Source organism: Pantoea sp. Fr+CA_20, assembly GCF_024520835.1.
Taxonomy (GTDB): Bacteria; Pseudomonadota; Gammaproteobacteria; order Enterobacterales; family Enterobacteriaceae; genus Pantoea; species Pantoea allii.
Window position 1 is genome coordinate 262,381 of the sequence record NZ_JALNPN010000004.1, and the last position, 19,041, is coordinate 281,421.

Sequence of the window (19,041 nt, forward strand, 5' to 3'; positions counted from 1 at the left end):
GCCATCTCAACCGATTCCTGTTTCAGACCATCCGCACTTATGGCGTAACACGCATCGCTCATCTTTGGAACGCAGCAGTAAAACGTGCTGGCATTCGTCGCCGGAATCCGTACCATACGCGGCATACTTTTGCCTGCAGGCTGTTTACTGCCGCTAGCGCAAATCCATCATTTATTACGAGTCAGCTGGGGCATGAAAACGCGCTAAGGGTTTATGAAGTCGATACTTCGTGGATACATGAACTGGACGCCGATCAGGTGCAGATGCTCAACAGTCAGCTTGCCCTTTAAAAACGTTGCCCCCTGCATGCCCCTTTTGGTTTTAGAGATTGAATAAAATGCAACAAGATCAGGAAATTAATAAGAAAGAGCAGTACAACCTCAACAAACTTCAGAAGCGTTTGCGTCGTAACGTCGGCGAGGCTATTGCTGATTTTAATATGATTGAGGAAGGCGATCGCATCATGGTGTGCCTGTCGGGCGGCAAAGACAGCTACACCATGCTGGAAATCCTGCGTAACCTGCAAAAAAGTGCGCCGGTGAAATTCAGCCTGGTGGCGGTTAATCTGGATCAAAAACAGCCAGGATTTCCAGGTCATATCCTGCCCGAGTATCTTGAAGCGCAAGGTGTTGAGTACACGATCGTTGAAGAAGACACCTACTCTATCGTTAAAGATAAAATTCCCGAGGGTAAAACGACCTGCTCTCTATGCTCACGTCTGCGCCGTGGAATTTTGTATCGCACCGCCACGGAGCTGGGTTGTACCAAAATTGCGTTAGGTCACCATCGTGATGACATTCTGCAAACGCTGTTTTTGAACATGTTTTACGGTGGCAAGATGAAAGGTATGCCGCCGAAACTGATGAGCGACGACGGTAAGCACATCGTGATCCGTCCTCTGGCTTACTGCCGTGAGAAAGATATCATTCGTTTCTCAGAAGCCCGTCAGTTCCCGATTATCCCGTGCAACCTTTGCGGTTCACAGCCTAATCTGCAACGCCAGGTTATCGCCGATATGCTGCGCGACTGGGACAAGCGCTATCCTGGACGTATTGAAACGATGTTCAGCGCCATGCAAAACGTCGTGCCCTCTCACCTTGCCGATATCAACCTGTTTGATTTCAAAGGCATTCAACACGGTGACGCGGTAGTCGACGGTGGCGATCTGGCATTTGATCGTGAAACGCTACCGGTCAACCCGGTTGGCTGGCGTGCCGATGAGGAAGAAACCCCGGCTGTCAGCGAACGTCTTAACGTGCTGGAAATTAAGTAACGTTTATCTATTCGTTAAAGGCAAAGGGCACGCATCATGTCGCGTGCCCTTTTTTTATACGTTGCGGTGAGGGGGCGGGTCCATTACCGGCGGAAACTCAGGATCCGGTGGCGGATCGGGTTGCGGCTGCGGAATGGGGGGCGGATCGGTCGGAATTGGCTCGCTGCTGTGTATCGCCATAATGCCGTTCTCCTCTGTAGCGAATGGATTTTAAGCTTAGGAAAGAATTGACATCTCAGCCAGCGGACAAAAAAAAGCCGGCGAGTTAGCCGGCGTATTTCGAATTAAAAATGCTATGCAATAATTCTAAAAAAGGAAGTAAGACAATATGGAGCGCAACGCCCATCGCTTGACGTTGCATTCACCTGCGGGAGTGATTTTGCGCGCTTTGCGCATCGCAGATATTGATGTCGATCAGCTTTAGCCCTGTTAATGTGATTTTCCTGCGCAACGCCCCCTGCACCTCTTCCCACGGCCTTATAGCCAGCGTCGCTTACGCAGATAGCCTGCTACACCCAACGCCAGCAGCACGAGTAAAAGACAAAAGACGCTAAAACCATAGCGCCATGCTCCGCCGGGAATGCCGCCCAGGTTGACACCAAACAGGCCGGTCAAAAAGGTAGCAGGCAGAAAGATCATCGCCATCAGCGACATGGTATAGGTTCGGCGATTCATGGATTCTGCCATTACCGAGGCGACTTCATCTGCCAGTACGGCGGTTCTGGCTACGCCAGCATCAAGATCGTCAAGGCCGCGTCCCAGCCTGTCGGCAATTTCCTGCATTCGACGGCGTTCGCTGTCGTCCATCCAGGGCAGTTTTTCACTTGCCAGACGGGAGAAGACATCGCGCTGCGGTGCCATATAACGTCGCATCACGATCAGCTGCTTGCGTAACAGGCCCAGCTCACCGCGCGGTGGAATACGCTGGTCCAGTAAGGCATCTTCCAGCTCAATGATTTTGTCATGTAAATCTTCGATAAATTCGCTGGTGTGACCGGTTAAGGCATCGCAAACCTCCACCAGCCAGCTGCCACAGTTAACCGGCCCGTTGCCGTTTTGCAGATCGGTCAGCACTTCGTCCACGGCAAACACTTTGCGGCGGCGGGTAGATACAATCAGCTGATCGTTGATAAAAACCCGCATCGCCACCAGCTGGTCGGGACGTGCGTCACTGTTGTGGTTCACGCTGCGCAGAACGATCATAAAACCATCGCCCAGGCGGTTAACCCGCGGGCGCATGCTTTCACCGGCAAGCGCATCGCGCACGGCATCCGGAATCTGCGGCGTTGACTGCAACCATTCTGCGCTACGCGGATGCGTATAGTTGAGGTGTAACCAGCACGGATGCTCGTCGTGCAGCACCTGCGTTTCGTCAATCGGCACCATGCCGCCCTTGCCATCCAACTGGCAGGAAATGATGGCATCGGTCACCTTCAGCGCTTTTCCTTGAATCACATCCACAACGTCACCCCACTATCAAAATCAATACGATACAGTCTAGCGTGACGGGATTGAGTTGCAATCTTCAGCCTGTATACAAAGATGTCAAAAGGCGGCCGCATGTTGGCCGCTATCTCTTAATGCTTCTCTATCCACAGCTCGCGGCTGTAGGCAACGTCTTCGGGATTGGTAATCGGATAACCCTTCACCCACGGCTTAATCAGACGACCATTGGTGTACTGATAAAGTGGCGCGATGGGTGCCTGATCAGCGATGATTTGTTCTGCCCGGTTGTAGTCAGCGTTACGTGCCTGCTCACTGGTTTCCATGCTCGCTTTTGCAAGTACCGCATCATATTCGGCATTGCTGAAACGCGGAATATTGCTGCTGTTGCCTGAGGTAAGCAGATTCAGGAAGGTCGAGGGTTCATTGTAATCCCCTACCCAGGAGGCGCGAATAACGTCAAAGTTGCCACTGTTACGGCTGTCTATGTAGGTTTTCCACTCCTGGTTTTGCAGCTTCACGTCCACGCCGAGATTCTTCTTCCACATTGAGGCCACCGCAATCGCTATTTTCTGGTGGCTTTCAGAGGTGTTATACAGCAACGTCAGCTTGAGCGGCTTCCCGGGGCCGTAGCCGGCGGCAGCCAGCAACGCTCTGGCCTGGGCATCCATTTCTTTTTGGTTGTGCTGTTGCTGCAGCGTGGGCAGCGGTTTAAAGCCTGCCGTCACGTCCGGCGTGAAATGCCATGCCGGTTTTTCCCCCGTGCCTAAGACTTTTTCGGCAATGACGGCGCGATCGATACTCCACGACAGCGCTTTGCGGACACGAACATCGGCGGTTGGCCCTTTCTGGGTATTAAAGGCGTAATAGTACGTTCCCAGCTGATCGGGCGTAAAGACCTGGCCCGGCAGCGTCTTTTTCAACAGCGCATACATGTTCTTAGGGAAAGATTCCGTGATATCCACATCATCGGCACGATAGCGTTTGGTGGCGCTGGACTCTTCATTGATGGGCACAAAGGTCACTTTGGTTAAGACGGAGTGGGCGTTGTCCCAGTAATGCGGATTACGCTCCAGGACAATTTTTTCATTCACAACCCGTTGGCTGAGTTGGTAAGCGCCGTTGCCCACCAGTTTGCCCGGCAACGTCCACTGCGCACCCTCTTTTTCAACCACAGCTTGCGGCACAGGATAAAAAGCAACGCTGGAGAGCATGGCAGGAAACCAGGGAACCGGACGCGTCAGCGTAATCCTGAGGCGATTTTTATCCAGCGCAGTCACACCCAGCTTATCCGGTGGCATGTCGCCTTTGGTGATTGCTGCCGCATTGCTCAGGCCGCTCAGCGCAATAAAGGACGCCTGAGAAGAAGAGGTTTTAGGATCGACGACGCGCTGCCAACTGTAGACAAAGTCCTGCGCCGTCACCGGTTCGCCATCAGACCAGCGGGCATTGTTTCGCAGGGTAACGATCCAGACTTTGTTGTCACTGCTGCTCCAGCTCTGTGCCACGCCGGGCACAATTTTGCCGTGCGCATCCTGGCTGGTCAGCCCTTCATACAGATCGCGCATTACCTGTATTTCAGGCAGACCTACGGCTTTAGCGGGATCGAGCGAGGCGGGCTCATCTTTAATATGGCGGACAATTTCTTGTTTAGCGGCAAGTTGGGCACCGGCGGGAACATCGGCTGCGAAGATCGGCATGGACGCGCTAAGCAGGCTCAGGGCCGTTAGCGTCAACGAAAAGCGGATTACCATTATCACCCCTTTATAATAAAGAAGCGCTGAATCAGCATATTACTGACTCAGCCTGTTAACGGTCACTTTATCGCAAATCGCTGATTGATAAATAGCTATTTTCCCTGACCCGCTTTTCCGCTACTTTGACATAAACCCTCAGGAGAAAGTCACTATGTCATCCCTTCACCCGCGACCGCTACGCGGCAAACTGGCTATTTCCTGGCAGCAGTATGGCCGATCGGTTCTGGGCGCCCCGCTGCTCTGGTTTCCGGCCGTGCAGGCAGACAGCGACAGTGGCCTGATTCTGGCCGGTACGCACGGCGATGAAAACGCGGCAATAGCGGCCCTTTCCGCTGCACTGCGGACGTTGCCGGAGGCTCAGCGTCGCCATCATGTGGTGCTGGCGATGAATCCTGACGGCTGTCAGCTGGGTTTGCGAGCCAATGCGAAAGGTGTCGATCTGAACCGCAACTTTCCGGCCGCTAACTGGCAGTCAGGGGATACGGTTTATCGCTGGAATAGCGCAGCAGACGAACGGGACGTAACGCTGTCGACGGGCACACATCCGGCATCCGAGCCAGAAACCCAGGCGCTGTGTGCGCTGATTCATCAGCTTAAACCGGCCTGGGTGGTTTCCTGGCACGAACCGCTGGCCTGCATTGATGATCCCGATCAGACGGAAATCGGCGCCTGGCTGGCGGCACAGACCGGTTTACCTCGCGTCAGCAGCGTGGGCTACGCCACGCCGGGTTCCTTTGGCAGTTGGTGTCACGACCTGAGTTTGCCGTGCGTGACCGCCGAGATGCCTGTCATTTCCGTGGATGAAGCCACTGAAACCTATCTGGAGACGATGCTCACTCTGCTGCGCTGGCAGCCGTAATCAACGCACCGTCCTGCACCTTAAGGGCCGGTTCGGCATCGACAGCCAGCCAGGTTGCACCGTCTAAATCGGCAAAACGCACCAGCGGCACCAGCGGCAGTGCGGCGCGAATCGCCCTTGATGTGCAGATCATACAGCCCGCCATGAGCGTAAAGCCCTGCTGTCGCGCAGCATGCGCCAGGGCTAGTGCTTCGGTCAGTCCGCCCGCTTTATCGAGTTTAATATTCACCATCTCATAGCGCCCACGCAGTGCAGGCAGGCTTTCACGCGTGTGACAGCTCTCGTCGGCACAAATGGGGAGAGGATGAATAAAGTTGGCCAGCGCCTCGTCTTCCCCTGCCGGTAAGGGCTGTTCGAGCATAGCAACCTCAAGATCGGCTAATAGCTGGCAACGCGCGGCCAGGCCCTCAGCGTGCCATGATTCATTAGCATCGATGAGTAATGTCGCCTCTGGTACGGCGGCACGAATCGCCATCAGCCGCTCGGTAATAAAGTTATTATCCATTTTGATTTTGAGCAGGGTGGCGCCATGTTGCCATAAAGCCTGCGCGCTGCTGGCCATCGCCTCCGGTGTATCAATGCTCACCGTGTGGGCAGTGATCACAGAACGGGTCGGTTCGACGCCAACTAACTGCTCCAGACTCCGATGCTGCTGGCGTGCAGCAAGATCCCAGAGCGCACTGTCGATGGCATTTCTTGCCGCGCCTGCCGGCAACAGGTTCTGTAAGGCATCTCGTGACAACCCCTGCTGCAGTTGTGGCATAACGGTAGCAATTTGCTCCAGCACCAGTGCTTCGCTTTCGCCGTAGCGCGTGTAAGGTGTGGCCTCACCAATGCCTTTCACGCCATCTTCTTCAATTTCCACGACGACGACTTTAGCTTCGGTGCGAGTGCCACGAGCAATGACAAACGGCGTGTGCAGCGGCCATGCTTCGGGATAACATTTTACCGTTCTCATTACCTCTCCTTATTGTTGGTGATTCATCACTGTCATTTAACTTTAGGCAACAAATGCTCTCGTAAACCCTTAAAATTTATGTCATAAACAATGGCTATACCTGTACTGACGCGTTATTTTTGTCAGATCACATCATTAGAAGGAATGCTTATGTCTCAGACTGTTCACTTTCAGGGCAACCCGGTCGCGGTTGCAGGTCAGTTCCCGCAGCCGGGCGACAGCGTTAAATCGTTTACTCTGGTGGCTAAAAACCTGGCTAACGTCTCACTCTCTGAGTATGCAGGAAAACGCAAGATTCTGAATATTTTTCCCAGCGTCGATACCGGCGTGTGCGCCTCTTCGGTACGTAAGTTTAACCAGCTGGCGGGTGAACTGAGTAATACCGTGGTGTTATGTATTTCCGCTGATCTGCCCTTTGCCCAGTCGCGTTTTTGTGGCGCGGACAACCTGAACAATGTGGTTACGCTCTCCACGCTGCGCGGGGGTGAATTCAAACGTGATTTTGGTGTGGAAATTGCCGATGGCGCCCTGCAAGGCCTGACCGCACGTGCAGTGATCGTTCTGGATGAGCATGACAAAGTGCTTTACAGTCAGTTGGTGAATGAAATCACCACTGAACCCGATTATGACTCCGCACTCGCTGCGCTGAAATAATGACCACAGCGGATAAGCCAGACTTATCCGCTGCGTTTGTTTTATTCGCTGTCGCCGCGTTTTTGCCCCAAACCGTACTCGCGCAATTTATTGGCAATGGCCGTATGGGAAACGCCCAGGCGTTTTGCCAGTTTGCGCGTGCTGGGATAAGAAAGGTATAAACGCGTCAGAATTGACCGCTCAAAGCGGCTGGTGATCTGGTCCAGCGTCCCTTCCATCGCCTCTTCCCCGAGTGACACATCCAGTGCCTGTTCAGGTAAAACGATATCCTGAGGCCGTAATTCGTGGCCTTCCAGTTGCGTTAAGGCACGATACAGCGCGTTTTTGAGCTGACGCACGTTTCCAGGCCAGTTATAGCGCATCAGAAAAGCATTCAGCTGTGAGGACAACCGTGGACGCGGAATGCCCTGTTCATCGGCGAAGCGCGCCACAAACATGTCCGTTAACGGCATAATGTCCTGAACCCGCTCGCGCAGGGGCGGCAGGTTTAGCGTCAGCACGTTGAGCCGGTAAAAAAGGTCTTCCCTGAACTCGCCACGTTGCACCAGCTCAAACAGATTCTTCTGGGTCGCGCAAATCACGCGGACATTGACGTGAACTTCGTGCTCTTCACCCACGCGCCGGAACGTGCCGTCGTTGAGAAAGCGCAGCAGTTTGGTCTGCATGGTCGGCGACATCTCACCAATCTCATCCAGCAGTACCGACCCGCCGTTGGCCTGCTCGAAAAAGCCTTTTTTTCCCTCAAGCGCATTAGGATAGGCACCCGCGGCGTGACCAAAAAGCTCACTTTCCGCCACATCATCCGGCAGGGATGCGCAGTTGAGTGCCAGAAAAGGCATTTTCCCGCGAGCGCTGCGTAAGTGGCAGGCCCGCGCCAGCATATCTTTGCCCGTACCGGTGTCACCGATGATCAGGAGCGGCGCATCATGCATCGCCAGCTTACGCGCCTGTTCCACGACCTGACGCATTTTGGGCGTGACCGCAACGATATGATCGAACTCGGTTTCGTCGGTGACGACCAGACTCTGCAACTGGCGGCCCATGCGAGCGGTGGACTTCAGCATCACCATCGCACCGACAAGCTGTTCTGCCTGATCATTTTCTTCTGACAGGTAGATCGGATGCGCTTCCATCAGGAAATCGCGCCCTTCTATCACCACATGTTGTGCCTGAGCCTGAACGCGGTCGCTTTCCAGCCAGCGCATAAAGTTGAAGCCGTTGATCAGATGGTCGGCCGTCACGTTGCGGATCTTGTTTTCATCAAGATTAAACAGGTTTTGTGCCGCCGGGTTTGCCAGCTCAACCTTACTTCTCAGGTCCACCGAAAATACCGGCTCCGGCATGGCCACCAGCAAGGCGCTCAGAACCCGGTGCTCACGTTCGGAAGGCATATAGGGCACAGTGCGAACATCAGTCACGCCCGGCGTACGGCGGATTTCCGCCATAAGATTACTAAACTGTTCGAATTCCAGCGTAGAGAAATTAAGATAGATGCGGCCTGAGGCGGCGACTTCAATGCCGCGAAGATCGATGCTGCGCGCTACCAGCAGGTCGAGCAATTCGCGCGCCAGCCCGATACGGTCCTGACAAAACACTTCTAAACGCATTGCGTAGGCCTTAATCCGTTTGATATTTGGCGATAATACGCTAAATAACCCGCCCGCAGAAAGAGGGCTGTCAGGAAAAGTTGACAGCGCTAACGCACACGCGTTTTTTTAAACGCGTAAACGGCATCAGCCAGGATGACGGCCTTACGCGTGCTGAGTTGGTTGGGAATGAACACGCACCGGCAGGCATGGCACAATACGGCTGATGCGCCTTCTTTCACGTACCGCAGAATGACATGACCGCGCCGTTGGGCCACAGCGCTCGTCATCCTGTTTCATTTACTGGCGTTTCTCGCCGCCCTTTTGTAACGCGTCTTTTAACTGCCCCAACAGCTCACGACGGTAATCACCCAGGCGCGGTTTATCGTTTTCGAGCCAGGGTAAAGGGCGGCATAGCTCCATCGCTTTAATGCCCAGACGCGCCGTCAGCAATCCCGCGCCGATGCCCTGCGCAGCACGCGTCGAAAGCCTGGCGGCGATGTCCTGCGACATCCAGTCCATCCCAACTTCACGCACCAACTCGGAAGCCCCGGCAAAGGCCATGTTCAGCAGCACCAGTCGGAACAAACGCAGCCGACTAAAATACCCCAGCTCAATGCCGTAGATGGCGGCAATCCGGTTGACCAGTCGTAAGTTACGCCAGGCGATAAACGCCATATCGACCAGTGCCAGGGGACTAACCGCGATCATCAGCGCGGATTCGGCCGCATGACGGCTGATTTCCCGCCGCGCCTGGCGGTCAAGAACAGGCTGCACCATCTGGGCATAAAGCCGGACCGTTTCCCCGTCATTGTGGGTTTCATGGCGCGCAGCATGCCAGCGCTGCAAGGCAGGATGCGCCTGATCGAGTTCGGCCTGGCGTGCCAGCTTTTCACAAAAGGCACGTCCTTTCCCAATGCCGTGACTGTTGAGCAGTTCCCGGCCCAGATCGCGCTCTTCGGCCCGCTGACGAAGCTGATACAAACGACGCCACTCGCTGGTCAGCGCGCCTACGCCAGCAAGCACAATCAGCCCGCCCGCCATGCCGCTGCCCAGCGCAAACCAGTCCTGAGCCAGCCAGGCATTGTGGCTCCATTGCACGCCCTGCGCCACCACGCTGACGCCAAACAGCGCCAGGCCAGCGCCCACCATTTTACGCCACAGGCTGCGTTTGGGTTTTAAGGCCGCCTCGACCGCCCGCTCGCCTGCACTTTCTTCTTCAACCGCCGCCTCGTTATCCTGCACGGCTAAAAAGGCGGCCTGTGAATCGGCTTCAAACGTCTGAGCCGGACGCAACACCGCGTCGGGCTTATCGTCCAGAGGCCGGGCAAAATCAATGCGCGGTTTCAACGGATCGCTCATCGCAATTTATCTCCCAGTAAAAATTCCAGTGCCGCATCCATGCGGATATGCGGTACGGGGCGATCGATATCCAGCTGCTGCGGGCGAAACTGCTCAAACTGAAAGCCTTGCTGCTGCCAGAACGCGCTGCCTGGCAGCCGCGGCGGAACCTCACCCGGATAAACGGTTAATGCCTCGCCGTCCTGCAGGCGATGACCTCGTAGTGCCGGAATTTTTTCGCCACGATGATCGACCAGCCCGCTTTGCGTGGCCTGAACCGAGGCCAGGCCGATGCAGTCCATGCTGATGCCTTCGAATGCCGCGTTTTGCCAGGCATCCTGCACCAGCTGCTGCAACAGCGAGACCATATTGCCATGCTGATCGCTGGTGATGTGATCGGCTTTCGTGGCGGCAAATAACAGCTTATCAATCACGGGTGAAAACAGCCGCCGGAACAGCGTACGCTGTCCGTAGTGGAAGCTCTGCATCAACTGGGTTAGCGCCAGGCGCATATCGTTAAACGCCTGCGGCCCGCTGTTGAGCGGCTGCAGACAATCCACCAGTACGATCTGGCGGTCAAAGCGCAGAAAATGATTTTTATAGAACCCTTTCACCACGTGCTGGCAGTAGTAATTAAATCGCTGCTGCAGCATGGCAAAGTTACTGCCTTTGTCCGCCTGCGCCAGCTTAGCAGCCTGGGCTTCATCAGCTGTCGGCCACGGAAAAAACTGCAGCGCTGGCGCGCCCGCCATCTCGCCGGGCAGCACAAAACGCCCCGGCTGAATAAAGTGCAGTCCTTCCGCTTTACACCGATGCAGGTAATCAGTCCAGGCCGCGGCGATCCCGGCCAGGCGGTTTTCATCGGCGGGGGCAAGCGGATCGAGTTTTTGACAATGTTCGCGCCAGGGTGCGGCCCAGTCTGCGCGATCGCCCTGCATTAAGCCGTTCATCTGCCGCGACCAGGTGAGGTAATCCTGTGCCAGCATAGGCAGATCGAGCAGCCACTCACCTGGGTAGTCAACAATTTCAAGATAGAGCGTGGCGGTATCTTTGAGATGGCGGAGCAATGAATCATTGGGACGGTAACGGAGCGCCAGACGCATTTCACTGACGCCTCGCGTGGGCGTGGGCCAGGCGGGCGGCGTACTGTACAGCTGCGCCAGTCCTTCATCATAGGTGAAACGGGCGGTGCCCATATCCCGTTGCGGCACACGTTTCACGCCCAACAGGCGCTCATCGCGCACCACAGAAAACAGCGGCAGTCGTGCGCCGCTGTGTACAGAAAGGAGCTGGTTAACCAGCGAGGTAATGAAGGCCGTTTTACCACTGCGGCTCAGTCCCGTCACCGCCAGACGAAGATGTCGATCGACGCCGCGGTTCATCAATGCCAGCAACTCAGTTTGCAGTCTTTTCATCTTTCTCCTTGATGAAGCGTGATGCAAACCGGCTCATCACGCGTTTCAGCAGCGGCTCAAGCGCCAGTCCTAACAGAAGACGAAGTGGACGGCGCGCCACCGATTTTACGGCCCAGCCGGTCACGCCAGCAGGACCATAGGTTACCGCATTGATAATGATAAATTTGGCGGCTGACTTCAATGCAGGTGTTGCACGATGACGAAAAGCCGCGGTGCGTGAAACAGTCATCACTTCCTCCTGACGGTCCGCAGAGGGCCAGTCTGGCCCGCCGCAGGACAACGGTTAAATCTGACGGAAACGACTGCGCACGCTAAAGGTTTCAGAGGTGACGTAACGTTCGATGTCCCGGACATTACGTTCGTCCTGCTGCAGTGCAGTTTCCAGTTGGTCCAGCAATTCGCCGGGGCTGGGTTGATGTTCCCCGTTGTCTGCACCTGCCGGTTTGACGTCCAGGACAAAACCCAACACGAAATAGGCAATCACCGTAAACACGAACAGACCAAAGAACAGCGACAATACGACAATGACACGAAGCAGTCGCACCGGCACATCAAGGTATTCGGCTAAGCCGGCACAAACCCCCATCAGTTTCCCGTCGTCAGGCTTGCGCCATAGCGTGCGGCCTTTCATCATGGTTGCCTCCAGTTAGGATGTTCAGCATCAAGGATGGCTTCAAGGGCATCAATACGATCCCGCATGCGCTGTGCATCTTTGGTCACCTGTTGCAGGCGCTGCATCTGGCTTTGCGACAAATCTGCCCCGCCGTTGCGCTTGTTACTGTAATGTAGCCATAGCCAGACAGGTGCCACAAACAGCACAAATATTGTTAAAGGTATGGCTAAAAATAGTGCGCTCATTGACTCTCCTTAATCCTTTCCAGCAGAAAGCGGCTTATTATTCGCTGCGATTCATTTTGGCTTTCAGCGCGTTGAGTTGTTGACTGATTTCATCATCCGCTTTCAGGTCGGTGAACTGCTGATCCAGCGTTTTAGGTTTACCAAAACCGTGGCTCTCTGCTTCCGCTTCCATGTGGTCGATGCGACGTTCAAATGATTCGAAGCGGGCCATCGCCTCATCAATTTTACCGCTGTCCAGTTGGCGACGCACATCACGTGAAGAAGACGCGGCCTGATGACGCAGCGTAAGGGCCTGCTGACGTGCACGGGTTTCGCTCAGCTTTTTCTCCAGCTCAGTGATTTCACCTTTCATACGCGCCAGCGTCTCTTCTACCTGCGCAACTTCCTGCTTCAGCGAGGCAATCAGATCGGTCAGTTTCTGTTTTTCGATTAACGCTGAACGGGCCAAATCCTCTTTATCTTTACGCAGGGCCAGTTCGGCTTTGTCTTGCCATTCCACCTGCTGAATCTCGGCCTGGTCGATTCGGCGTGACAGCTGTTTCTTTTCAGCCAGGGCGCGGGCAGAGGTGGAGCGGACTTCAACCAGCGTGTCTTCCATTTCCTGAATCATCAGGCGCACCAGCTTCTGCGGATCTTCTGCACGCTCAAGCAGTGAATTAATGTTGGCATTAACGATGTCAGTGAAACGAGAAAAAATACCCATAATGATGTTCCTCTTATTTGTCATGGTTTCATCTTGCTGGTGATACCTGATTCAAGATGCGTGCCAACTTTTATCTTATTGATTTTATTTGCATTGGTGGCTTTGCAGTTTTTTTAAACTGTTCTAAGATAGTTAAATTGATTAATCCGTGGCGAAATTCATCATGTCCGTTAATAACGACAACCTGCTGGGGGAATCGAACAACTTTCTGGAAGTACTGGAACAGGTGTCGAAACTCGCTCCGCTGGAAAAACCCGTGTTGGTAGTGGGCGAACGCGGTACAGGTAAAGAGCTGATCGCCAGCCGTCTGCACTATCTTTCAGACCGCTGGCAGGGCCCTTTCATCTCACTCAACTGCGCTGCGCTGAATGAAAACTTGCTGGATTCTGAGCTTTTTGGCCACGAAGCCGGAGCATTTACCGGTGCGCAGAAGCGTCATCTGGGCCGTTTTGAGCGCGCAGACGGCGGCACGCTGTTTCTTGATGAGCTGGCTACCGCACCAATGCTGGTACAGGAAAAACTCCTGAGGGTCATTGAATATGGTCAGCTGGAGCGCGTCGGCGGCAACCACGTCTTTCAGGTCAATGTGCGCCTGATCTGCGCCACCAATGAAGACTTACCGGCGCTCGCGGCCGCAGGGCAGTTTCGCGCAGACCTGCTGGACCGCCTGGCGTTTGATGTCGTTCAACTGCCGCCGTTACGCGAGCGCCGTAGCGATATTTTGGTCATGGCCGATCATTTCGCCATCCAGATGTGTCGTGAACTGGGGCTGCCCCTGTTTCCAGGCTTTACACAGCAGGCGCAAAACACCTTACTTGATCATCACTGGCCGGGTAATGTGCGTGAACTTAAAAACGTCGTTGAGCGGTCGGTGTACCGCCACAACACCAGCGATGAACCGCTGGATGAGATTATCATCAACCCGTTTGCGCGTCGTACGGCCCCTGAAGAAGCTCCGCTTCCTGCCAGCACGCCAGATGCACCCGCTGCCCTGCCGTCTCTGCCGCTCGACCTGCGCCAGTGGCAAAACCAGCAGGAGCGCGATGTGGTGGAAATCAGTCTGCAACAGGCGAAGTATAATCAACGCCGCGCTGCCAGCTTACTTGGCGTCACCTACCACCAGCTCAGAGCCATCATGAAAAAGCACGGTATCCAGGCGCGGGACGTCCAGGCATAACGGACGATCGACCGGATTAAATTGCAGATAAACGCTGGGTTGTTGCTGTGGTAAGCAATGATCATTGTACGGCTGAGACCGGGCGGGTGGAGCCAAAAGGATGGGGGCGGGAAAAAAGGGCCCGCCGAAGCGGGCAACTGGAAGCAATGTGAGCAATGTCGTGCTCTTCTTCGGTAGAGCCACCGTCGAAGCGCAACTGAATAATAATCATTCCTGTTCGCATCTGTAAAGGGGTTGTTGAGAATTTTTCTCATTTCCACACCAATGCTGCGCCTTTATTACCACGCACCCGTCGCCTTTACCCTGCTGCAACGGGCTGGTCGCGCTTCACTTTGCATTGAATTTAACAAGGTGACGACGGTGATGTCTTTCACGCCGCCAACCTGTCCTAACCCGCCTGGGTACAACCCCATCGGAATCGGGCCAGGAAGCATTAGCCGCTTCTTTCTACGCTCAGGTGCGCGAAAAACCGGCAATCGACGATGCGTATTTGGGGCCGCGCCCGCTTTGCGATACACTCTGCCTAATGCCTGAGAATCGTTGAGTTCTATGTTAAAACTAATTCCTTCGCTGTTACTGAGTCTCAGCGTGTTAAGCGCGCCTGTCTGGTCTGCGCCAACACCGGCTGGAGATATTCGTCAAAGCGGATTCGTCTATTGCGTTAATGGCACGCTGAACACGTTTAATCCGCAGATGGCCAGCAGTGGCTTAACGGTGGATACGCTGGCTGCCCAGTTATATGACCGCCTGTTGGATGTCGATCCTTACACCTACCGTTTGCAGTCCGATCTGGCCGCCAGTTGGGAAGTGCGTGATAACGGCGCGACCTACCGTTTTCACCTGCGCCACGGGGTACAGTTTCAGCACACCTCAAACTTTGCACCCACGCGCGCGATGAATGCCGATGACGTCGTTTTCAGCTTTGCCCGCATGTTTGATCGCAAACATCCCTGGCATAATGTTAACGGCGGCTATTACCCCTATTTCGACAGCCTGCAGTTTGCCGATTCGGTTCAGAGCATTAAAAAAATCGATAACGACACCGTCGAGTTCCGCCTTAACAGCCCGGACGCCTCGTTTCTCTGGCATCTGGCGACACATTACGCGCCCGTTCTGTCGAAAGAGTACGCCGACAGTCTGGATAAAGTGGGCCATCAGGAAGAGCTGGACCGGCTACCGGTGGGAACAGGCCCGTTCCAGCTGAGCGAATACCGCAGCGGGCAATATATTCGTCTGGCGCGGAACCCGCATTACTGGAAGGGCGTGCCGCGCCTGCAGCAGGTGGTTATCGATCTTGGTGCCGGGGGAACAGGACGGTTATCGAAATTGCTCACGGGCGAATGCGACGTTCTTGCCTATCCCGCCGCCAGCCAAATCTCGATTCTGCGCGACGATCCCCGGCTGCGTATGACGCTGCGGCCCGGCATGAACATCGCTTATCTGGCATTTAACACCCGCAAACCGCCGCTCGACCGGCCAGACGTTCGTCACGCGCTGGCGCTGGCGATCAATAATGAGCGCCTGATGGAATCCATCTACTACGGCACCGCCGAGACGGCCGCCTCGATTTTACCTCGCGCGTCCTGGGCTTATGATACCGATGCCAGCATTACGGGTTTCGATCCCAAAAAAGCCAGAGAAGCGCTTGAGGCGGCGGGAGTAAAAGATCTTCATCTGCGTCTGGTTGTGCCTTCCGCCTCGCAGTCCTGGAACCCTGCACCGCTTAAAACGGCCGAACTTATTCAGGCTGACCTTGCGCAAATTGGCGTGCGCGTCACTATCGTCCCGGTTGAAGGCCGTTTTCAGGAGGCGCAGTTGATGGCGATGAACCACGATCTGACGCTGGCAGGCTGGGCAACCGACAGTAACGATCCTGACAGCTTCTTTCGCCCCCTGCTGAGCTGTGCGGCCATCAGTTCCCAGACCAACTATGCTCACTGGTGTTCGCCCGCGTTTGACGACACGTTAAAAAATGCCTTGCTGTCACAGCAGCTGTCTGGCCGCATTGACAACTACGATAAGGCGCAGCAGATTCTGGCGCGCGAGCTGCCCGTGCTGCCACTGGCTTCATCCCTGCGCCTGCAAGCCTATCGGCATGATATTAAAGGTCTGGTATTAAGTCCGTTTGGTAACGCTTCGTTTGCCGGCGTTTATCGTGATGAGCGAGAGGATCGTTAAGTGATCATCTATATTCTGCGTCGCCTGGTGTTGCTGGTCATTACCCTGTTTTTTCTTTCCCTGGTGAGTTTCAGCCTGAGCTATTTCACGCCGAATGCACCGCTGGAAGGCGCATCGCTGTTTGACGCCTGGTGGTTCTGGTTTAAAGGCATGCTGCAGCTGGATTTTGGCGTGTCCAGCACCAATGGTCAGGAGATTGGCGTACAGCTGCGCGAAGTCTTCCCCGCTACGATGGAGCTGTGCCTGATGGCGTTCACCCTGGCTCTGATCGTCGGCATTCCGTTGGGAATTTGTGCCGGTGCCATGCGGCATAAATGGCAGGATAAGGTGATCAGCGCGCTGGCCCTGCTGGGATTTTCTATTCCGGTGTTCTGGCTCGCGCTGCTGTTTACCCTGTTCTTCTCACTGACGCTGGGCTGGTTGCCCGTATCCGGGCGCTATGACCTGCTGTATCCTGTTCAAAACATTACCGGATTTGCGTTGATTGATGCCTGGCTCAGTCACTCGCCATGGCGACATGAGATGATGATTAGCGTACTGATGCATCTGATTTTACCGGTTACCGTTCTGGCGATGGCCCCCACCACCGAGATCGTGCGTTTGCTGCGCATCAGCACCAGCGACGTCGTCGATAAGAACTATGTGAAGGCGGCCGCCACTCGCGGATTATCCCGCTTTACCGTGATTCGCCGCCACGTGTTACACAACGCGCTTCCCCCTGTGATTCCGCGTCTTGGCTTACAGTTTTCCAGCATGTTAACCCTGGCGATGATTACGGAAATGGTGTTTAACTGGCCCGGATTGGGGCGCTGGCTGATTAACGCGATTCGCCAGCAGGACTATGCGGCAATATCCGCCGGTGTGATGGTGACCGGTGGCGTGGTGATCGTGGTGAACGTCCTCTCTGACATTGTCGGTGCGGCGCTGAATCCGCTGAAACATAAGGAATGGTATGCCGTCCGATAACATCTACGCCGAAAAGCGCCTGCCCAGCGCGTTTCGTCAAAGCTGGCACCATTTTTATGGCGATATGCCGGCGATGATTGGCCTGTACGGTTTTGGCGCACTGCTGCTGCTCTGCCTGTTTGGGCATTTCCTGGCACCCTATCCCATCGACCAGCAGTTTCTGGGTTATCAGCTGCTGCCGCCCTCCTGGTCGCGCTATGGTGAAGTCTCATTCTTTCTCGGCACTGACGACCTGGGGCGTGATTTACTGAGCCGTTTACTCAATGGCGTTGCCCCGACGGTAGGTTCTGCCATTCTGGTGACGCTGTTTGCCACCTTTTGGGCGCTGGTGCTGGGTATTGTGGCGGGTATGACGCACGGCGTGCGCTCTGCGGTGCTGAACCACGTGCTGGACACGTTACTGTCGATACCTTCTCTGCTGCTGGCCATCATTGTGGTGGCCTTTCTCGGCCCGCGCCTTGAACATGCGCTGCTGGCGGTCTGGCTGGCGCTGATGCCACGACTGGTGCGCGAAATTTACAGCGCCGTACACGACGAACTGGAAAAAGAGTATGTGGTGGCGGCCCGTCTCGACGGCGCGACCAGCATCAATATTATGTGGCACGCGATTTTGCCTAATGTATTACCGATGTTGATCAGTGAGATTACGCGCGCGCTCTCCATGGCTATTCTTGATATTGCCGCTCTGGGTTTTCTTGACCTTGGTGCCCAGTTGCCCTCGCCGGAATGGGGGGCGATGCTGGGTGATTCACTGGAACTGGTTTATGTGGCTCCCTGGACGGTAATGCTGCCCGGTGCCGCCCTGATGGTCAGTGTATTAGTCGTTAACCTGCTTGGTGATGGCATTCGTCGGGCCGTTGAGGCGGGAGTAGAATAATGCCGTTACTGGATATTCGTAATCTGACGATTGAGTTCATGACCGCTGATGGCCCGGTTAAAGCGGTGGACCGCATTAACCTGTCGCTCAGTGAAGGGGAAATCCGCGGTCTGGTCGGTGAGTCCGGTTCGGGCAAAAGTCTGGTCGCCAAAGCCATCTGTGGCGTGACCAACGATAACTGGCGTGTTACCGCAGACCGTATGGTATTTGATGACGTCGATCTGCTGCGCCTGTCCCCGCGCGAGCGACGTCGCATCGTGGGTCATAACGTTTCGATGATTTTTCAGGAGCCGCAATCCTGTCTCGATCCGTCGGAAAGCGTCGGCCGTCAACTGATGCAGGCGATTCCTCGCTGGACCTATAAAGGCGCGTGGATGAAGCGCTTTTGGTTCTGGCGTAAAAGCCGGGCTATTGAGTTGCTGCATCGGGTGGGCATTAAAGATCACACCGACATTATGCGCAGTTTTCCTTACGAGTTAACCGAGGGCGAATGCCAAAAAGTGATGATCGCCATCGCCCTGGCGAATCAACCCCGCCTGCTGATTGCTGACGAGCCGACTAACGCGATGGAGCCGACCACGCAGGCGCAGATATTCCGCCTGCTGAGCCGGCTTAACCAGAACAATAACACCACCATTTTGCTGATTAGCCATGACCTGCGAACCATGAGCCAGTGGGCAAACCGCATTAACGTGATGTACTGCGGTCAGACCGTAGAAACGGCGCAAAGCGAAGACCTGATGAGCACACCGCATCATCCTTACACGCAGGCATTGATTCGTGCCATGCCTGACTTTGGTCGTCCGCTTCCGCATAAGAGCCGTCTCAATACCTTATCCGGTGCGATTCCATCGCTGGAAAGCCTGCCTATCGGTTGCCGTCTGGGGCCGCGCTGCCCCTACGCACAACGCAAATGTGTAGAAGCGCCACGGCTCACCGGCACGCGATCGCACCTGTATGCCTGCCACTTCCCGCTCAACGTTGAGGGCCAATAAG

Annotated in this window: 18 protein-coding genes and 1 pseudogene; 9 read left to right on the forward strand and 10 right to left on the reverse strand. The window is 55.1% G+C overall.

Annotated elements, in window-relative coordinates:
• Positions 1-38: 38 nt before the first annotated feature.
• Together NR177_RS08115 and ttcA are read left to right on the forward strand one after the other, a co-directional pair.
• Positions 39-290 (forward strand): annotated as a pseudogene (locus NR177_RS08115) (site-specific integrase); the annotation flags it as partial.
• 47 nt (positions 291-337) lie between these two features.
• Positions 338-1,273 carry a tRNA 2-thiocytidine(32) synthetase TtcA gene (gene ttcA, locus NR177_RS08120; RefSeq protein ID WP_256852633.1) on the forward strand — a complete coding sequence of 312 codons (936 nt, stop codon included), beginning with the start codon at positions 338-340 and terminating at the stop codon, positions 1,271-1,273.
• A 477-nt stretch (positions 1,274-1,750) separates the two neighbouring features.
• Here ttcA and zntB read toward each other — a convergent pair whose 3' ends face one another.
• Both zntB and NR177_RS08130 read right to left on the reverse strand, forming a co-directional pair.
• Positions 1,751-2,734 (reverse strand): zinc transporter ZntB, encoded by a 984-nt coding sequence (gene zntB, locus NR177_RS08125; RefSeq protein WP_256852634.1) that lies wholly within the window; start codon positions 2,732-2,734, stop codon positions 1,751-1,753.
• Between the two features lie 116 nt (positions 2,735-2,850).
• Positions 2,851-4,470 carry an ABC transporter substrate-binding protein gene (locus tag NR177_RS08130; protein ID WP_063879734.1) on the reverse strand — a complete coding sequence of 540 codons (1,620 nt, stop codon included), beginning with the start codon at positions 4,468-4,470 and terminating at the stop codon, positions 2,851-2,853.
• A 154-nt stretch (positions 4,471-4,624) separates the two neighbouring features.
• On the opposite strand from NR177_RS08130, the gene mpaA reads away from it, so the two are divergent.
• Positions 4,625-5,332 carry a murein tripeptide amidase MpaA gene (gene mpaA / locus NR177_RS08135; RefSeq protein ID WP_063879735.1) on the forward strand — a complete coding sequence of 236 codons (708 nt, stop codon included), beginning with the start codon at positions 4,625-4,627 and terminating at the stop codon, positions 5,330-5,332.
• On the opposite strand, the gene ycjG is transcribed toward mpaA, so the two are convergent.
• The gene (ycjG, locus tag NR177_RS08140) at positions 5,307-6,290 is read right to left on the reverse strand and encodes an L-Ala-D/L-Glu epimerase (protein ID WP_145393173.1); all 984 of its coding nucleotides are present in this window, start codon (positions 6,288-6,290) and stop codon (positions 5,307-5,309) included. The genes mpaA and ycjG overlap by 26 nt on opposite strands.
• A 150-nt stretch (positions 6,291-6,440) precedes the next feature.
• On the opposite strand from ycjG, the gene tpx reads away from it, so the two are divergent.
• On the forward strand, positions 6,441-6,944 hold the full coding sequence (tpx, locus tag NR177_RS08145) for a thiol peroxidase (RefSeq protein WP_063879737.1): 504 nt from the start codon (positions 6,441-6,443) through the stop codon (positions 6,942-6,944).
• Between the two features lie 41 nt (positions 6,945-6,985).
• Here tpx and tyrR read toward each other — a convergent pair whose 3' ends face one another.
• The 7 genes from tyrR to pspA form a co-directional block, all read right to left on the reverse strand.
• Positions 6,986-8,551, reverse strand: coding sequence for a transcriptional regulator TyrR (gene tyrR, locus NR177_RS08150; protein ID WP_063879738.1), 1,566 nt, complete (start codon positions 8,549-8,551; stop codon positions 6,986-6,988).
• A gap of 279 nt (positions 8,552-8,830) precedes the next feature.
• Positions 8,831-9,892 (reverse strand): YcjF family protein, encoded by a 1,062-nt coding sequence (locus NR177_RS08155; protein WP_109716405.1) that lies wholly within the window; start codon positions 9,890-9,892, stop codon positions 8,831-8,833.
• Positions 9,889-11,286 (reverse strand): YcjX family protein, encoded by a 1,398-nt coding sequence (locus NR177_RS08160; RefSeq protein ID WP_109716406.1) that lies wholly within the window; start codon positions 11,284-11,286, stop codon positions 9,889-9,891. The genes NR177_RS08155 and NR177_RS08160 overlap by 4 nt, the downstream gene beginning before the upstream one ends.
• Positions 11,267-11,515: a phage shock protein PspD gene (gene pspD / locus NR177_RS08165; RefSeq protein ID WP_256852635.1), complete on the reverse strand. Its 249-nt coding sequence runs from the start codon at positions 11,513-11,515 to the stop codon at positions 11,267-11,269. Before pspD ends, NR177_RS08160 begins: the two co-directional genes overlap by 20 nt.
• A 54-nt stretch (positions 11,516-11,569) precedes the next feature.
• Entirely contained in the window at positions 11,570-11,920 is a 351-nt protein-coding gene (gene pspC, locus NR177_RS08170) for an envelope stress response membrane protein PspC (protein ID WP_145393171.1), read from the reverse strand.
• Positions 11,917-12,144 (reverse strand): envelope stress response membrane protein PspB, encoded by a 228-nt coding sequence (gene pspB / locus NR177_RS08175; protein ID WP_063879743.1) that lies wholly within the window; start codon positions 12,142-12,144, stop codon positions 11,917-11,919. The genes pspC and pspB overlap by 4 nt, the downstream gene beginning before the upstream one ends.
• 37 nt (positions 12,145-12,181) lie before the next feature.
• Positions 12,182-12,847: a phage shock protein PspA gene (gene pspA / locus NR177_RS08180; RefSeq protein ID WP_256852636.1), complete on the reverse strand. Its 666-nt coding sequence runs from the start codon at positions 12,845-12,847 to the stop codon at positions 12,182-12,184.
• 163 nt (positions 12,848-13,010) lie between these two features.
• Here pspA and pspF point away from each other — a divergent pair, with 163 nt between their 5' ends.
• The 5 genes from pspF (at position 13,011) to sapD (ending at position 19,040) form a co-directional block, all read left to right on the forward strand.
• Positions 13,011-14,024: a phage shock protein operon transcriptional activator gene (pspF, locus tag NR177_RS08185; RefSeq protein ID WP_063879745.1), complete on the forward strand. Its 1,014-nt coding sequence runs from the start codon at positions 13,011-13,013 to the stop codon at positions 14,022-14,024.
• 549 nt (positions 14,025-14,573) lie between these two features.
• On the forward strand, positions 14,574-16,202 hold the full coding sequence (sapA, locus tag NR177_RS08190) for an ABC transporter substrate-binding protein SapA (RefSeq protein ID WP_145393170.1): 1,629 nt from the start codon (positions 14,574-14,576) through the stop codon (positions 16,200-16,202).
• Entirely contained in the window at positions 16,203-17,168 is a 966-nt protein-coding gene (sapB, locus tag NR177_RS08195) for a putrescine export ABC transporter permease SapB (protein WP_145393169.1), read from the forward strand. It abuts the gene before it with no gap.
• Positions 17,155-18,045 (forward strand): putrescine export ABC transporter permease SapC, encoded by an 891-nt coding sequence (sapC, locus tag NR177_RS08200; protein ID WP_256852637.1) that lies wholly within the window; start codon positions 17,155-17,157, stop codon positions 18,043-18,045. The genes sapB and sapC overlap by 14 nt, the downstream gene beginning before the upstream one ends.
• Positions 18,045-19,040 (forward strand): putrescine export ABC transporter ATP-binding protein SapD, encoded by a 996-nt coding sequence (sapD, locus tag NR177_RS08205; protein WP_063879749.1) that lies wholly within the window; start codon positions 18,045-18,047, stop codon positions 19,038-19,040. The genes sapC and sapD overlap by 1 nt, the downstream gene beginning before the upstream one ends.
• Position 19,041 lies beyond the last annotated feature (1 nt).

Excerpts from the sequence above, each read along its gene's own strand:
- NR177_RS08155 (WP_109716405.1), bottom strand. The coding sequence starts at position 9,892 with ATGAGCGATCCGTTGAAACCGCGCATTGATTTTGCCCGGCCTCTGGAC.
- tpx (WP_063879737.1), top strand. The coding sequence starts at position 6,441 with ATGTCTCAGACTGTTCACTTTCAGGGCAACCCGGTCGCGGTTGCAGGT.
- pspC (WP_145393171.1), bottom strand. The coding sequence starts at position 11,920 with ATGATGAAAGGCCGCACGCTATGGCGCAAGCCTGACGACGGGAAACTG.
- pspA (WP_256852636.1), bottom strand. The coding sequence starts at position 12,847 with ATGGGTATTTTTTCTCGTTTCACTGACATCGTTAATGCCAACATTAAT.
- pspD (WP_256852635.1), bottom strand. The coding sequence starts at position 11,515 with ATGACTGTTTCACGCACCGCGGCTTTTCGTCATCGTGCAACACCTGCA.
- sapA (WP_145393170.1), top strand. The coding sequence starts at position 14,574 with ATGTTAAAACTAATTCCTTCGCTGTTACTGAGTCTCAGCGTGTTAAGC.
- ycjG (WP_145393173.1), bottom strand. The coding sequence starts at position 6,290 with ATGAGAACGGTAAAATGTTATCCCGAAGCATGGCCGCTGCACACGCCG.
- NR177_RS08130 (WP_063879734.1), bottom strand. The coding sequence starts at position 4,470 with ATGGTAATCCGCTTTTCGTTGACGCTAACGGCCCTGAGCCTGCTTAGC.
- sapC (WP_256852637.1), top strand. The coding sequence starts at position 17,155 with ATGCCGTCCGATAACATCTACGCCGAAAAGCGCCTGCCCAGCGCGTTT.
- sapD (WP_063879749.1), top strand. The coding sequence starts at position 18,045 with ATGCCGTTACTGGATATTCGTAATCTGACGATTGAGTTCATGACCGCT.
- mpaA (WP_063879735.1), top strand. The coding sequence starts at position 4,625 with ATGTCATCCCTTCACCCGCGACCGCTACGCGGCAAACTGGCTATTTCC.
- pspB (WP_063879743.1), bottom strand. The coding sequence starts at position 12,144 with ATGAGCGCACTATTTTTAGCCATACCTTTAACAATATTTGTGCTGTTT.
- pspF (WP_063879745.1), top strand. The coding sequence starts at position 13,011 with ATGTCCGTTAATAACGACAACCTGCTGGGGGAATCGAACAACTTTCTG.
- NR177_RS08160 (WP_109716406.1), bottom strand. The coding sequence starts at position 11,286 with ATGAAAAGACTGCAAACTGAGTTGCTGGCATTGATGAACCGCGGCGTC.
- tyrR (WP_063879738.1), bottom strand. The coding sequence starts at position 8,551 with ATGCGTTTAGAAGTGTTTTGTCAGGACCGTATCGGGCTGGCGCGCGAA.
- ttcA (WP_256852633.1), top strand. The coding sequence starts at position 338 with ATGCAACAAGATCAGGAAATTAATAAGAAAGAGCAGTACAACCTCAAC.